12 protein-coding genes are annotated in these 14,626 nt (G+C 41.1%); 11 read left to right on the top strand and 1 reads right to left on the bottom strand.

The window, feature by feature from the left end:
• Position 1: 1 nt before the first annotated feature.
• From csm4 to alaS, 6 genes are all read left to right on the top strand, one after another.
• Positions 2–907, top strand: a complete 906-nt coding sequence (csm4, locus tag B7705_RS07785) for a type III-A CRISPR-associated RAMP protein Csm4 (protein ID WP_084948836.1) — start codon at positions 2–4, stop codon at positions 905–907.
• Positions 904–1,980 (top strand): type III-A CRISPR-associated RAMP protein Csm5, encoded by a 1,077-nt coding sequence (gene csm5, locus B7705_RS07780; RefSeq protein WP_084948834.1) that lies wholly within the window; start codon positions 904–906, stop codon positions 1,978–1,980. The genes csm4 and csm5 overlap by 4 nt, the downstream gene beginning before the upstream one ends.
• Positions 1,980–3,140, top strand: a complete 1,161-nt coding sequence (csm6, locus tag B7705_RS07775; RefSeq protein WP_049519515.1) for a type III-A CRISPR-associated CARF protein Csm6 — start codon at positions 1,980–1,982, stop codon at positions 3,138–3,140. The genes csm5 and csm6 (B7705_RS07775) overlap by 1 nt, the downstream gene beginning before the upstream one ends.
• 16 nt (positions 3,141–3,156) lie before the next feature.
• Entirely contained in the window at positions 3,157–4,446 is a 1,290-nt protein-coding gene (gene csm6, locus B7705_RS07770; RefSeq protein WP_084948833.1) for a type III-A CRISPR-associated CARF protein Csm6, read from the top strand.
• Positions 4,447–4,742: 296 nt separating this feature from the next.
• Entirely contained in the window at positions 4,743–5,228 is a 486-nt protein-coding gene (locus B7705_RS07765; RefSeq protein ID WP_000847079.1) for an LURP-one-related/scramblase family protein, read from the top strand.
• 21 nt (positions 5,229–5,249) lie between these two features.
• A complete protein-coding gene (gene alaS / locus B7705_RS07760; RefSeq protein ID WP_084948831.1) occupies positions 5,250–7,868 on the top strand; it encodes an alanine--tRNA ligase in 2,619 nt (872 codons plus the stop codon).
• A gap of 88 nt (positions 7,869–7,956) precedes the next feature.
• Here the strand turns inward: alaS and B7705_RS07755 are convergent, their stop codons facing one another.
• Positions 7,957–9,405, bottom strand: coding sequence for an alpha-amylase (locus B7705_RS07755; RefSeq protein ID WP_084948830.1), 1,449 nt, complete (start codon positions 9,403–9,405; stop codon positions 7,957–7,959).
• A 272-nt stretch (positions 9,406–9,677) separates the two neighbouring features.
• Between B7705_RS07755 and B7705_RS07750 the strand changes: the two genes are divergently transcribed.
• The 5 genes from B7705_RS07750 to aroC are packed head-to-tail and all read left to right on the top strand — an operon-like array spanning position 9,678 to position 14,621.
• On the top strand, positions 9,678–10,841 hold the full coding sequence (locus tag B7705_RS07750) for a class I SAM-dependent rRNA methyltransferase (RefSeq protein WP_162284886.1): 1,164 nt from the start codon (positions 9,678–9,680) through the stop codon (positions 10,839–10,841).
• Positions 10,838–11,515 (top strand): type I 3-dehydroquinate dehydratase, encoded by a 678-nt coding sequence (gene aroD / locus B7705_RS07745; protein WP_084948828.1) that lies wholly within the window; start codon positions 10,838–10,840, stop codon positions 11,513–11,515. The genes B7705_RS07750 and aroD overlap by 4 nt, the downstream gene beginning before the upstream one ends.
• Positions 11,505–12,359 carry a shikimate dehydrogenase gene (locus tag B7705_RS07740; protein WP_084948827.1) on the top strand — a complete coding sequence of 285 codons (855 nt, stop codon included), beginning with the start codon at positions 11,505–11,507 and terminating at the stop codon, positions 12,357–12,359. Before aroD ends, B7705_RS07740 begins: the two co-directional genes overlap by 11 nt.
• Positions 12,360–12,377: 18 nt before the next feature.
• The gene (gene aroB, locus B7705_RS07735; protein ID WP_084948825.1) at positions 12,378–13,445 is read left to right on the top strand and encodes a 3-dehydroquinate synthase; all 1,068 of its coding nucleotides are present in this window, start codon (positions 12,378–12,380) and stop codon (positions 13,443–13,445) included.
• Positions 13,446–13,454: 9 nt separating this feature from the next.
• Positions 13,455–14,621, top strand: a complete 1,167-nt coding sequence (aroC, locus tag B7705_RS07730; protein ID WP_070697342.1) for a chorismate synthase — start codon at positions 13,455–13,457, stop codon at positions 14,619–14,621.
• The last annotated feature ends 5 nt before the right edge of the window (positions 14,622–14,626 follow it).

Below are 14,626 nucleotides of genomic sequence, written 5' to 3'. Positions count from 1 at the left end.
TATGACCTATAAGATGTATATTATGAACTTCCATACTGCGCACTTTGGAGCAGGTACTCTGGATAGTTCTAAAATGACTTTTGCAGCCGACCGATTATTTTCTGCCTTAGCTATTGAGGCCAAAAAAATGGGGAAAATGGAGGAATTCGTGTCAATAGCGGGTCAAGATGAATTTGTTTTGACTGATGCCTTTCCTTATCAGTCAAGTCCATTTTTACCGAAGCCGATAGGATTTCCAAAGTTTGAACAGCCGGACTTAACAACGGATGTCAAGGAAGTAAGACGTCAAGCGAAGATGGCAAAGAAACTTCAGTTTATCCCTTTGGATAAATTTGATTCTTATGTAAATGGGACGCTTTTTGAAGACGCAGAACATGCAGTAACAAATATCGTCACTAAAAACCAACCTCATGTAGATGGGGCTCTTTATCAAGTTTCTACTGTTAGATTTAGAGATGAGTCTTGTCTTTACGTGATTGCTAACGATTCTGAGCTCTTGAATGAACTCATGACAAGTTTGCAGTATACAGGAATTGGGGGCAAACGATCTAGTGGCTATGGACGATTTGATTTGACAATTACCGATATACCTGATGCTTTTAAAAATCGTCTCACCAAGGTTCATCAAGGAACAGTCATGACCTTAACGACTTCTCTACCAGTCGAAAAGGAACTTGAATATGCTATGGAAACTGGTTCCTATTTACTAAGTAAATCAAGTGGTTTTGCTTTTAGTACAGAAACTAAGGAAAATTACCGTAAGCAGGATTTATATAAGTTTGCTTCTGGATCTACTTTCTCTGAAACCTTTTCAGGACAGATTGTGGATGTAAGACCTCTTGATTTCCCACATGAAGTATTAAATTATGCTAAACCACTATTTTTCAAGATGGAGGGAGAAAGATGAAAACAGAATATAGAACCTTTCAATTCAGCCTCCTAGCTATGGCCCCTATCCATATTGGGAATGGTGAAAAATATACTTCTCGAGAATTTATCTATGAAAATGGGTACTTTTATTTCCCTGATATGGGTAAGTTTTATAATCGCATGGTGGAGAACGGATACGATCGAAAGTTTGAGCGTTTTTTACAGGAGACAAAGCCAAACGCCAGAAATAATCGCTTGATTTCCTTCTTGGATGATAACCGGATATCTAATCGTGATTTCGGTGGTTATCGGATTGTTGAGACTGGTTTGGAAATTGAAAAAAATAATCGCGATTCCAAATTAGGTACGATAAATGAAGTGGCAAAATTTATTAGAGACCCTTTTGGGAGTCCGTATATTCCAGGTAGTTCCTTAAAGGGAGCTATTCGAACCATCTTAATGAACACAAATCCTGATTGGAACAATAAGAATGCAGTTGATTTTCGCGGGAGAAGTCCTAAAGAAAACAAGAAGATGATTCCATGGGGTGCCAAAAAGGGTCAAGAATTTAATGACTTGTTTAATGCCATTCGTGTTAGTGATAGTGAGCCATTTAACAATGAGCAGATTATTCTAGTTCAAAAATGGGATTATTCAGCCAAGTCCTTAACTGCTAAGCCTCTTCCTTTATATAGGGAAGCAATCGCGCCCTTAACTAAAATCAATTTCACCATTACTACAACTACAAAGGAAGCTGGAATCCTAATTGAGGAATTAGGACAGAGAGCGCAAGCTTTTTACAAAGAATATAAAGAATTTTTCTTATCAGATTTTCCTGAAAATAAGATTCAGCCAAATCTTCAATATCCTATCTATTTGGGAGCTGGAAGTGGAGCCTGGACAAAGACCTTGTTTCAACAAGCGGATGGAATCTTACAAAAACGGTATAGTCGAATGAAGACAAAGATGGTTGGTAAGGGAGTGTTGAAATTAACAAAAGCACCAATGAAAAATGTTAAAACAACACAAGCAACTCGAAAACTGATAATGAATGATGAGTCTTTCTATGAAATGGGGAAAGCTAATTTCCTAATTAAGGAGATTAGTTGATGAAGGTTTTAATTTCAGCAGTGGGTGATACAGATCCAATCCGTAATTTTCACGATGGGGCTTTAGTTCATATTGCGAGAAAATACCGTCCAGAAAAGATAATTATTGTTTTTTCAGAGAGAACAATTAGTAAGAAAGATGATATTGATAAAGTAATTCACTCTATCGATTCTGAATACCTCCCAGAAATTGTATGTCATGAACCAATTATCTTGAATGAAGATGTATTTGTTTTTGATACCATGTATGAACAATTTGATGCTATTATACAAAAGTATTATACAAAAGACGACGAATTTATTCTCAATCTTTCAAGTGCAACTCCTCAAGTAAAATCGGCTTTGTTTGTGATTAATAGACTTAGTGAAATCAATGTCAAGGCAGTACAAGTTTCAAGTCCTGAAAATGATTCAAATGCAGGAGTTGGACATGATGATTCAGAAGATATTGACGCACTGATTGATACGAACTTAGATAACAAACAGGACTATATCGACCGAACCATTGAAGATACTTCAGAGAAGTTTAAACAAGGCTTAATGAAGAAAACTTTACGTGATTTTATTACGAAATATGATTACAAAGCTAGTTTAGAGGTTGCTAATCAATTATCAGACTTTCCTGGTTTGAAAGAATGTCGCAAGAAGTTGCAAGATATTGTAGATTCATTAGACAGGCAAGCTGTACCTCAAGTCCTCCAAAAGAAAAAATGGAGCGAAGAACAGAAAAAAGTATTAAATGCTTATTTGACTATTGATTTGCAAAAAGAACGTGGTAATTTTAGTGAAGGTCTGATTAGAATTAAAAACCTTACAGAGTTTATCTTAGAAGATTATATCGAAAATCGTTATCCAGGATTTTTGGATAATTACGTGAGTGAATCAGAGAAATATTATCTCGGGATTTGGGATTATAGTAAGATCTTAAAAGAAAAACATGAGTGGAATCAATATAAAAAAATCAAACCAGTTATTAGCATGAATTCAACTCGAAATACTGTAGCTCATAAATTGGATCCATTAGATTCTGAGGAATTAAAACAGTTAGGTCCTGTCCTAAAAACCTTAAAGGGGCTAGTCAAGGAACAGTATCAACTCGTTGAGAAGGATTTTAGCTTTTACAAGGACTTAAATAAGGAATTATTAGAATTACTGAAATAATGAGAGGTAGAATATCTTGGAAATTTTAATTTCAGCAGTTGGAACGACAGATTCGATAAGCAATAATCGAGATGCAGCTTTATTACATATTGCTCGAACATATAGACCTGAACAAATTGTTTTGGTTTATAGTGAAGAAATGTTAGTAAAAAAAGATCTTGTTGAGAAAGCATTATGTTCAATAGAGGGTTATCATCCTAAAGTGGTTATTGAATCAATCATATTGAAAAATGATGAAGTCTATCTGTTTGATAAAATGTATGAAGTGATGGGACAGATTATTGAAAAATATTCTGGAACAGATCATCAATTAATCTTAAATCTATCTTCAGGGACACCTCAGATTATTTCTGCTTTATTTGCCTTAAATCGAATTAATGATTATAATACGCAAGCCATACAGGTTGCAACTCCTAACAAATCTGCAAACAGAAAGTATGTGCCCCTTACAAGTGAAGGTGAGCAGAAGCTTTTTGACGAGAACGAGGATAATCAAAAGGATTACGAAAATCGTACAATCAAAGATGAAGCAGAGAAATTCAATCAGTCTCTTATCAAGCGCCACTTAAGAAATTTAATCTCTTCTTATGATTATCTTGCTGCGGAAGAATTAGTTACTAGAAAAGAATACAATAAATTACTTTCTAAAAAGAAATTAGCTCGTTTAAGAGACATATTAAATGATTTTGTAAAAGTATTTAAAACTCAAGCGATTTTAAAAGATATTCAGGGATATTCACTCACAGAGGTTGAGAAAAAAGCTCTTAATTACTTTTTAATGATTGAAGTTTTGAAAGAGAGAGGGCAGGTTGCTGATGTCTTAATCAAATCAAAGTCTTATGTTGAATTTATCATCGAGGAGAAGATAAAGAAAGATTATCCAGATTTAATCAAATATGATGGGACTTTTCCAAAGTTAAATGAAGAATACAAGGATTTTGAAGCTATTTTAGATTTCATTGACCTAGAATTTAAGAAAGCCAAGGGTATAAAAGATGAGAAGGAAAGAATTTATTCCCCTCAGTCAACCTTAAATCTCTTGTCTTATGAAAATATTCTATCTTATTATCAAGTTTCTCCTGAATTAATTAAGTCAATAAAGCTAATAAATAGCTTAAATGGTGAGAGAAATAAGGTTGCACATGGCTTGTCAGAGATTGATAGTAAACTAGTCAATTCAAAGAAATTGCAACAGACAATAGATACCTTGCGCTTTATTTTACAAGATACATTTGAGATTGATGATAGCTATTTCTCTTGTTATCAAACACTCAATAATGAAATGCTTGACTTACTTCGTCAATAATATACTTTATCAATAAATCGATTTGCTGATGATAGATATAATGTGATTGCAAGTGCTTGCTTTCCTAGTTGACGCAGAACTCAAAAAACGATATAATAAGAAAGTTGAGAATTGATTTTCAGTTGTCTTAGTCCAGAGAAATGGCGGTGCTGCGAGCCATCTAAGGTAGGAAGTCATGCTACTCAATCATACAATTGCATAAGAATAAGAGAATGACAAGTTCATTGAATGAAGGTGGTACCGCGGTTTTTCGCCCTTCGTGATGTGAACTTGTCTTTTGATTTTTGGAGGTGTTTATGAAGACATTTCTCGTGAAACAAAAGTTTCGTCTTGGGGGCGAACGCTTTGATATCAAGGATGACAGAGGAGTAGTGAACTATCAGGTGGAAGGCTCTTTCTTCCAAATTCCTAAGACCTTTACCATCTATGACGCCTATGGTGAGCAAATCAGTGAGATTAGTAAAGAATTTTTCACCTTGCTTCCTCGCTTTACTATCCAGTTACGAAACGGTTCAAATTTCGTTATTCGTAAGAAGTTGACCTTCTTTCGAGATAAGTATGAGTTTGACAATCTGGGGCTTCGTATCGAGGGCAATATCTGGGATTTGAATTTCAAATTGCTGGATGACCGTGACCAAGTGATTGCCGAGATTCGGAAAGAGATTTTCCATTTGACCTCGACTTACACCGTAACTGTCTATGAAGACTCTTATGCAGATCTGGTCATTTCCCTTTGTGTCGCGATTGACTATGTGGAAATGCTGGAAAGCCAATCAAATTAAGCAAGTAAATAAGGAGATATTATGAAACAACTATCTAGTGCTCAAGTTCGCCAAATGTGGCTAGATTTCTGGGCAAGCAAAGGCCACTCTGTAGAACCATCAGTCAGCTTGATTCCTGTAAATGACCCAACTCTTTTGTGGATTAACTCTGGGGTAGCAACCCTTAAGAAATACTTTGACGGAACCATTATCCCTGAAAATCCACGTATTACCAATGCGCAAAAAGCTATCCGTACTAACGATATTGAAAACGTAGGGAAGACTGCGCGTCACCATACCATGTTTGAAATGTTGGGGAACTTCTCTATCGGTGATTACTTCCGTGATGAGGCTATCACTTGGGCTTATGAGCTTTTGACAAGCCCTGAGTGGTTTGACTTCCCTGCTGAAAAACTCTACATGACCTACTATCCAGACGATAAAGATTCTTACAACCGCTGGATTGAAGTGGGAGTGGATCCAAGCCACTTGATCCCAATCGAAGACAACTTCTGGGAAATTGGTGCTGGACCTTCTGGACCTGATACAGAAATCTTCTTTGACCGTGGAGAAGCCTTTGATCCAGAAAACATCGGTATTCGTCTGCTTGCAGAGGATATCGAAAACGATCGTTACATCGAAATCTGGAACATCGTTTTGTCACAATTTAACGCAGACCCTGCTGTTCCTCGTAGTGAGTACAAGGAATTGCCACACAAGAACATTGATACGGGCGCTGGTTTGGAGCGTTTGGTGGCTGTTATCCAAGGGGCTAAGACAAACTTTGAAACGGACCTCTTCATGCCGATTATCCGTGAAGTTGAGAAATTGTCAGGTAAGGTCTACGACCAAGATGGCGATAACATGAGCTTTAAGGTCATCGCAGACCATATTCGTTCTCTTTCATTTGCCATCGGTGATGGTGCTCTTCCAGGAAATGAAGGTCGTGGTTATGTCCTTCGTCGTTTGCTCCGTCGTGCTTCTATGCACGGTCAAAAATTGGGTATCAACGAGCCTTTCCTTTACAAACTCGTTCCAACTGTTGGAAAAATTATGGAAAGCTACTACCCAGAAGTGCTTGAAAAACGTGACTTTATCGAAAAAATCGTGAAGAGCGAAGAAGAGTCATTTGCCCGTACCCTTCACTCAGGTCAACACTTTGCAGAAACCATCGTAGCTGACTTGAAAGCCAAAGGTCAAAACGTTATCGCGGGGCAAGATGTCTTCAAACTCTACGATACATATGGATTTCCAGTTGAGTTGACAGAAGAAATCGCTGAAGAAGCTGGTATGACTGTAGACCGTGAAGGTTTTGAAGCAGCCATGAAAGAGCAACAAGAACGTGCGCGTGCGTCAGCTGTCAAAGGTGGCTCAATGGCTATGCAAAATGAAACCCTTCAAAACATTACAGTGGAAAGTGTCTTCAACTACAACGCCAGCCAATTGCCTTCTAAGTTGGTGGCTATCGTAGCGGACAATGCTGAAGTAGAAGCTGTATCTGAAGGAACCGCCTCTCTTATCTTTGCAGAGACTCCATTCTACGCGGAAATGGGTGGACAGGTAGCTGACCACGGTCAAATCTTGGATGCTAAAGGAAATGTCGTAGCTACTGTGACGGATGTGCAAAAAGCTCCAAATGGACAAGCTCTTCATACTGTTGAAGTTCTTGCACCACTTGCTTTGAACCAAGAATACACCTTGGCTATCGATACCAACCGTCGTCATCGTGTCATGAAGAACCACACAGCCACTCACTTGCTCCATGCTGCCCTTCACAATATCCTTGGCCACCATGCGACACAAGCAGGATCTCTGAACGAAGTAGAATTTCTTCGCTTTGACTTTACTCACTTCCAAGCTGTGACTCCTGAAGAGTTGCGCGCCATTGAACAGCAAGTCAATGAGAAGATTTGGGAAGCCATCGCAGTGGAAACTGTTGAGACAGATATTGATACGGCTAAAGAAATGGGAGCTATGGCTCTCTTTGGTGAGAAATACGGTAAAGAAGTCCGCGTTGTGACCATCGGTGACTACTCAGTGGAACTCTGTGGTGGTACCCACGTTGGCAACACTTCTGAGATTGGTCTCTTCAAGATTGTCAAAGAAGAAGGGATCGGCTCAGGAACTCGCCGTATCTTGGCAGTGACTGGTAAGGAAGCATTTGAAGCCTACCGCGAACAAGAAGACGCTCTGAAAGCCGTCGCAGCAACCTTGAAAGCACCTCAACTCAAGGAAGTGCCTCACAAGGTTGAAGGACTTCAAGAGCAACTCCGTCAATTGCAAAAAAAAAATGCAGAGTTGAAGGAAAAAGCCGCAGCCGCAGCTGCTGGCGATGTCTTCAAGGATGTGAAGGAAGTCAACGGACACCGTTACATTGCAAGCCAAGTTTCTGTATCAGATGCAGGTGCCCTTCGTACCTTTGCGGATAACTGGAAACAAAAAGACTACTCTGATGTGCTTGTCCTAGTTGCCGCTATCGGTGACAAGGTGAACGTTCTTGTAGCTAGCAAGACAAAAGATGTGCATGCAGGTAATGTGATCAAAGAATTGGCACCAATCGTCGATGGACGTGGTGGTGGTAAACCAGACATGGCCATGGCAGGAGGAAGCAACCAAGCTAAAATCCAAGAACTCTTGGATGCAGTAGCTGGTAAATTGTAATCAAGTAAAGATCTATCCATTTGGGTAGGTCTTTTTGTGCATACAAAAAAAGCCAAATCCAGTCGGATTTGGCTTGTAACGGATAGGTTTATTTTGCTGCCCAGACACTGACTGAACCTGCTGCTACTGGAAATTCTCCATAACCTTCAGCATTGATCGTAACTTGTGCTGGATGATTTTCAAGGAGATCAACAAAGGTTTGGTCAGCCCATTCTTGCCCGACAAACATAGACTTGCTGTTTTCTTGATCATTTGAGATAAGAACAGCGATTGGGGATTGATGTTCAGCACCTGAACGAACCCAACCGACACAGTTGGCATCGTCAAAGTAGTCTGTTTGCTCTCCATAGGCCCTGTCTTTTCGGATGGCTAGGAGACGATCAAGAACTTCTTTGAAATCTTGTTGGGCGTATTTTCCTGAGATACCGTAGTAGTCTCCGTAAAAAACACATGGAAGCCCATCTTGACGTAATAGAATGAGGGCATAGGCTGCTGGTTTGAACCATTCTTCAACAGTAGACTCAAGGGCTTGACCTCTTTGGGTATCGTGGTTGTCGACAAAGGTTACAGCCTTGTCAGGCTTGAGTTCAACCAAGCTATCAGTAAAGATAGTACGAAGGTCGTAGCTTGCTCCAGCCTGACTAGCTTCAAAGAGGTTTTGGTGGAGGCGAACATCGACAAGGTCAAAACGTTCTTCTGTTTTCTCGAGATAGTCTAGATTGGCTTCTTTATCTGGATTCCAAAATTCAGCAAAAACATAGAAATCCTCGCCGTATTTCTCCTTCATATCACGGATAAAATTCCTCATAAAGAAGGAGTCGATGTGCTTAACGGCATCCAAGCGGAAACCAGCTACACCCGTCGTTTCCATAAACCAGTCAGCCCAGTCATAGATGTTTTGGATGACTTCAGGATGCTTAAAGTCTAGGTCAGCATACATGAGGTAGTCGTAGTTACCGTTTTCGTTATCGACCAATTCCTCGTTGGCCCAACCCTTGTTGTCTCCTTGGATCAGGTAAATACCAGACTTGCGGCGTTTGGCATCGTAGTCCGTACCTGTGAAGTGGTACCAGTGCCAGTGGAAGTCATTGTAGGTGTCTTGGCGACCATCAAAGGTGAAGTGAGTCCAGCCATTGATAGTAAAGGGCTCGCTTAGTTGAACGGTACGGTCCTCAGGGTCCACTTCAATAACCTGAAAGGCTTCCATGTGATCAGCAGCAGCCTTGTGATTGAGGACTACATCCGCCATAGGTTGAATTCCCTTTACCTTTAGGGCTTGAATGGCTTGAAGATAATCTTCTTTAAACCCATACTTGGTGCGGACAGTCCCTTTTTGGTTAAATTCACCTAGGTCAAAAAGATCATAAACGCCATAGCCTACATCTTTTTCGTTGGTTGCCTTGAAGGCAGGTGGCATCCAGACATGACTGATACCAAGATTTGCTAGGTGTTCTGCGTCATCTGCCAATCTCGTCCAGTGTTGGCCGTCGTGAGGCAGATACCACTCAAAGTATTGCATAAGTGTCTGATTTTGCATTGTTTTTCCTCTTGCTTATCAATGTTGTGTTTTATTCTACCATAAAGTTTAGAACTAGGCAAACGTTTGCGCAAGATTCTATACTCATTTATGATTTTGTCTATTTTTAGCGCGTGGAAACTCTCCTTCCATTACAAGGGAAAGGATGTTTTGGTGAAAAAGTAAATTGAGTAAACTTATATTAACAAAAATGACACTTAATAAACTAAAGTACAGATGGTTAAACGGTTTCTTTTTTGAGAATTGTCATAAAATTTGCTATAATAGTAGCTATGAATAGAATTAGGGTCAGCAGACGTGTTGAAAAAAAGCTAGCTAAGGGTCTAGTTCTTTTGGAAGCAAGCGATTTAACAGATATTGATCTGACGGATCAGGAAGTAGAAGTTCTTACTCAAGACGGGAAGTTTTTAGGGAGTGCCTATCTTTCTCAGCAGAACAAGGGCATTGGCTGGTTCATCAGCAAGGAAAAGGTTCGTTTCAATCAAGCTTTTTTTGAAATCCTGTTTCGTAAGGCCAAGGAAGCTAGAAAGCCTTATTATCAGGATGACTTGACTACTGCCTTTCGCCTTTTTAACCAAGAGGGGGATGGTTTTGGTGGTCTGACTGTTGATCTCTATGGAGATTATGCTGTCTTTTCTTGGTACAACTCCTTTGTTTACCAGATTCGTAAGCTGATCATAAATGCTTTTAAGGAAGTTTTCCCTGAGGTCTTGGGTGCTTATGAGAAGATTCGTTTTAAAGGTCTAGACTACGAGTCTGCCTATGTTTATGGTGAGGAAGCGCCAGATTACTTTACTGTTCTTGAGAATGGCGTGCTCTATCAAGTCTTTATGGATGATGGCTTGATGACAGGGATTTTCCTAGACCAGCATGAGGTTCGTGGGAGTCTGGTTGACGGTCTAGCCATGGGCAAATCCTTGCTCAATATGTTTTCCTATACGGCTGCCTTTTCAGTTGCTGCAGCTATGGGAGGCGCTAGTGAGACGACTTCTGTCGACTTGGCCAAACGGTCCAGAGAGCTGTCAGAAGCTCATTTTCAGGCAAATGGACTCAGCACGGATAATCACCGTTTTATCGTCATGGATGTTTTTGAGTACTTCAAGTATGCCAAGCGAAAAGGCTTGACCTATGATGTGATTGTGCTTGATCCGCCGAGCTTTGCCCGCAATAAAAAACAAACATTCTCTGTAGCTAAGGACTATCACAAGTTGATTTCCCAGAGTCTAGAGATTTTAAATCAGGGAGGCATTATCATTGCTAGTACTAATGCTGCCAATGTTTCCCGCCAGAAATTTACAGAACAAATTGATAAAGGTTTTGCAGGAAGAAGGTATCAGATTTTAAACCAATATAGTCTTCCTGCAGACTTTGCCTATAATAAAAAAGATGAAAGCAGTAATTACCTCAAGGTGATTAGTATGAAGGTTAGTAAATGAAATTAGTCGTCTCAGTAATGCCAAGAAGTTTAGAAGAAGCGCAAGAACTGGATGCCACTAGGTATGAAGATGCCGATATCATCGAGTGGCGTGCGGACTTTCTTGCAAAGGACGCTATTTTACAGGTAGCACCCGCTATCTTTGAGAAATTTGCAGGACGCGAACTTGTCTTTACCCTTCGAACTCGCGCTGAGGGAGGAGAAATCGAACTTTCCTCAGAAGAGTATGTTCAAATTATCAAGGAAGTCGCTCAGCTCTATCAGCCGGATTATGTAGATTTCGAGTATTTCAGCCACAAGGATGTTTTTGAGGAGATGTTGGATTTTCCAAATCTGGTCTTGAGTTATCACAATTTCCAAGAAACACCTGAAAACATGATGGAAATCTTGTCTGAATTGACCAGCTTGACTCCAAAAGTAGTGAAGGTATCGGTAATGGCAAATACAGCTCAGGATGTTTTAGACCTGATGAATTATACGCGAGGTTTCAAGACACTCAATCCTGAGCAAGAGTACGTGACCATTTCCATGGGGAAAATTGGTAAGGTTTCGCGTATCACTTCAGATGTGACAGGTTCCAGCTGGTCTTTTGCTAGTATGGATGCGGCCAGTGCACCGGGTCAGATTTCTCTATCAAGTATGAAAAAAATCAGGGAGATTTTGGATGAAGCTTGATGGCTATACACGTTTAGCTGCAGTTGTTGCCAATCCCATCAAACACTCTATTTCACCCTTTATCCACAATAGGGCCTTTGAGGCGACAGCTATTAATGGTGCCTATGTAGCTTGGGAGATTGAAGCGGGTGATTTGGCAGAAACAGTTGCCAATATTCGCCGTTACCAGATGTTTGGGATTAACCTGTCTATGCCTTACAAGGAGCAAGTGATTCCTTATCTGGATGAGTTGAGCGATGAGGCTCGTTTGATTGGGGCGGTCAACACAGTTGTTAATCAAGACGGAACGTTAATTGGATATAATACAGATGGCAAGGGATTTTTTAAGAGCTTGCCTTCTTTTACAATTTCGGATAAGAAAATGACCATTCTGGGCGCAGGTGGTGCGGCCAAATCAATCTTGTCACAAGCCGTTTTGGACGGCGTCAGTCAGATTTCTGTCTTTGTGCGTTCAGCTTCCATGGAAAAAACAAGACCTTATCTGGACAAGTTACAGGAGCAAACAGGCTTTAAAGTGGACTTGTATGCTTTAGAAGATGCTTCTGAACTGCAAGCAAGGATTGCTGAGTCGGACCTGCTCGTCAATGCGACCAGTGTAGGGATGGATGGGCAGTCGTCCCCAGTTCCAGAAAGCATCAATTTACCAGAAACTCTCTTGGTCGCAGATATCATTTACCAACCCTTTGACACGCCATTTTTGAAATGGGCTAAAAGTCAGGGCAATCCAGCCGTCAATGGCCTGGGGATGTTGCTCTATCAAGCTGCTGAAGCTTTTCAATTGTGGACAGGTAAAGAAATGCCGACAGAAGAGATTTGGCAGTCCTTAACAGAAAAATATAAATAGTGAAAAGGAGACCCTACTATGAAAATCAGAATCGATATTCCACGTCATCCTTATGATATTCAGATTGAAAAAGGTTGTCTAGCTCAGGCTGGTCAATGGTTGCGAGAACTCTGGCAACCTCAAAAAGTGGTTATCGTAACCGACAACCATGTAGCTTCTCTTTATGCAGAGAAGGTCAAGCTCAGCCTAGAAGATGCTGGTTTTCAGGTAGCTGTTTTTGACTTTTTAGAAGGTGAAGAAAGAAAAAATTTAACTACTGTTCAGAAAGTCTATGAATTTCTAGTTAAGCAAGGTCTGACTCGTAGCGATGGGATTGTTGCTCTTGGTGGTGGTGTCGTTGGGGACCTGGCTGGTTTTGTGGCCTCTACCTATATGCGGGGCATTCACTTTGTTCAGATACCGACCAGTCTGACAGCTCAGGTTGATTCTTCTATCGGTGGAAAGACGGGTGTCAATACTCCTTTTGCTAAGAATATGGTGGGTACCTTTGCTCAACCAGATGGGGTTCTGATTGACCCGCTTGTCCTTGAAACGCTCGGGAAAAGAGAGTTGATTGAAGGGATGGGTGAGGTTATCAAGTATGGCTTGATTGAGGATCCAGAACTTTGGGCTCTCTTGACGGAGCTGGATGGTTCTGTAGAGAGCATTCTGGAACATGCAGAGACTTTGATAGAACATTCTTGTCAGGTGAAGCGTAAGATGGTGGTTGAGGATGAGTTGGATAACGGTGTTCGACTTTACCTCAACTTTGGTCACACTATTGGTCATGCCATTGAAGCAACGGCTGGTTATGGTAAAGTCATGCATGGTGAGGCCGTGGCCATGGGAATGGTGCAGATTTCCAAGGTTGCTGAGGAAAAAGGTCTTATGCCAGAAGGAATAACCCAGTCCATCAAAGAGATGTGCCAGAAATTTGGTTTGCCTGTTGACTATGAAAAATGGGATGTTGACAAGCTTTATCAGGCTTTGACTCATGACAAGAAGGCGCGTGGCAACACCTTGAAATTGGTCTTGGTACCAGGGCTCGGATCAGCGACCATTCACCCAGTTTCTCTGGAAGAGATTAAAGACTACTTGGTAAAATAAGGAGAACGAATGAGATATTTAACTGCAGGAGAATCACACGGACCCCGTCTGACGGCTATCATTGAAGGAATCCCAGCTGGACTTCCTTTGACAGCAGAGGATATTAATGGAGACCTTAAACGCCGTCAGGGTGGCTACGGTCGTGGTGGCCGTATGAAGATTGAGAGTGACCAGGTTGTCTTTACTTCGGGAGTTCGCCACGGGAAGACGACAGGGGCTCCCATTACCATGGATGTCATCAATAAGGACCACCAAAAATGGCTGGATATCATGTCTGCAGAAGACATCGAAGACCGCCTTAAAAGCAAACGAAAAATCACCCATCCTCGTCCAGGACATGCCGACTTGGTAGGGGGAATCAAGTACCGTTTTGATGATTTGCGAAATTCTTTGGAACGTTCATCAGCTCGTGAAACCACCATGCGGGTGGCAGTTGGGGCAGTAGCCAAACGTCTCTTAGCTGAGCTGGATATGGAGATTGCCAACCATGTTGTGGTCTTTGGTGGCAAGGAAATCGATGTACCTGAAAATCTGACAGTTGCTGAGATTAAGGAACGAGCTGCCCAGTCTGAAGTTTCTATTGTCAACCAAGAACGGGAACAGGAAATCAAGGACTATATTGACCAAATCAAGCGTGACGGTGATACCATCGGTGGGGTTGTAGAGACAGTCGTCGGAGGCGTTCCAGTTGGCCTTGGCTCCTATGTCCAATGGGACAGAAAATTAGATGCGCGATTGGCCCAAGCAGTTGTCTCTATCAATGCCTTTAAAGGGGTGGAATTTGGTCTTGGATTTGAAGCTGGTTACCGAAAAGGCAGCCAGGTTATGGATGAAATTCTCTGGTCTAAAGAAGACGGTTATACTCGCCGCACCAATAATCTAGGTGGTTTCGAAGGTGGTATGACAAATGGGCAACCTATCGTTGTTCGTGGAGTCATGAAACCCATTCCCACTCTTTACAAACCACTTATGAGTGTGGATATCGAAACCCACGAACCTTACAAGGCAACTGTGGAGAGAAGTGATCCGACCGCCCTTCCAGCAGCTGGTGTAGTTATGGAAGCCGTTGTAGCAACGGTTCTGGCGCAAGAAATCCTTGAAAAATTCTCATCAGATAATCTTGAAGAATTAAAAGAGGCAGTTGCCAAACACCGAGACTATACAAAGAACTATTAAGGAGT

The organism is Streptococcus oralis subsp. dentisani, assembly GCF_002096685.1.
Classification (GTDB): Bacteria; Bacillota; Bacilli; order Lactobacillales; family Streptococcaceae; genus Streptococcus; species Streptococcus oralis_AD.
This window is presented reverse-complemented; position numbering and strand designations above follow the sequence as displayed.

Bases quoted from the DNA above. Each gene is read 5' to 3' on its own strand.
- csm4 (WP_084948836.1), top strand. From the start codon at position 2: ATGACCTATAAGATGTATATTATGAACTTCCATACTGCGCACTTTGGA.
- csm5 (WP_084948834.1), top strand. From the start codon at position 904: ATGAAAACAGAATATAGAACCTTTCAATTCAGCCTCCTAGCTATGGCC.
- csm6 (WP_049519515.1), top strand. From the start codon at position 1,980: ATGAAGGTTTTAATTTCAGCAGTGGGTGATACAGATCCAATCCGTAAT.
- B7705_RS07765 (WP_000847079.1), top strand. From the start codon at position 4,743: ATGAAGACATTTCTCGTGAAACAAAAGTTTCGTCTTGGGGGCGAACGC.
- alaS (WP_084948831.1), top strand. From the start codon at position 5,250: ATGAAACAACTATCTAGTGCTCAAGTTCGCCAAATGTGGCTAGATTTC.
- B7705_RS07755 (WP_084948830.1), bottom strand. From the start codon at position 9,405: ATGCAAAATCAGACACTTATGCAATACTTTGAGTGGTATCTGCCTCAC.
- B7705_RS07750 (WP_162284886.1), top strand. From the start codon at position 9,678: ATGAATAGAATTAGGGTCAGCAGACGTGTTGAAAAAAAGCTAGCTAAG.
- aroD (WP_084948828.1), top strand. From the start codon at position 10,838: ATGAAATTAGTCGTCTCAGTAATGCCAAGAAGTTTAGAAGAAGCGCAA.
- B7705_RS07740 (WP_084948827.1), top strand. From the start codon at position 11,505: ATGAAGCTTGATGGCTATACACGTTTAGCTGCAGTTGTTGCCAATCCC.
- aroB (WP_084948825.1), top strand. From the start codon at position 12,378: ATGAAAATCAGAATCGATATTCCACGTCATCCTTATGATATTCAGATT.
- aroC (WP_070697342.1), top strand. From the start codon at position 13,455: ATGAGATATTTAACTGCAGGAGAATCACACGGACCCCGTCTGACGGCT.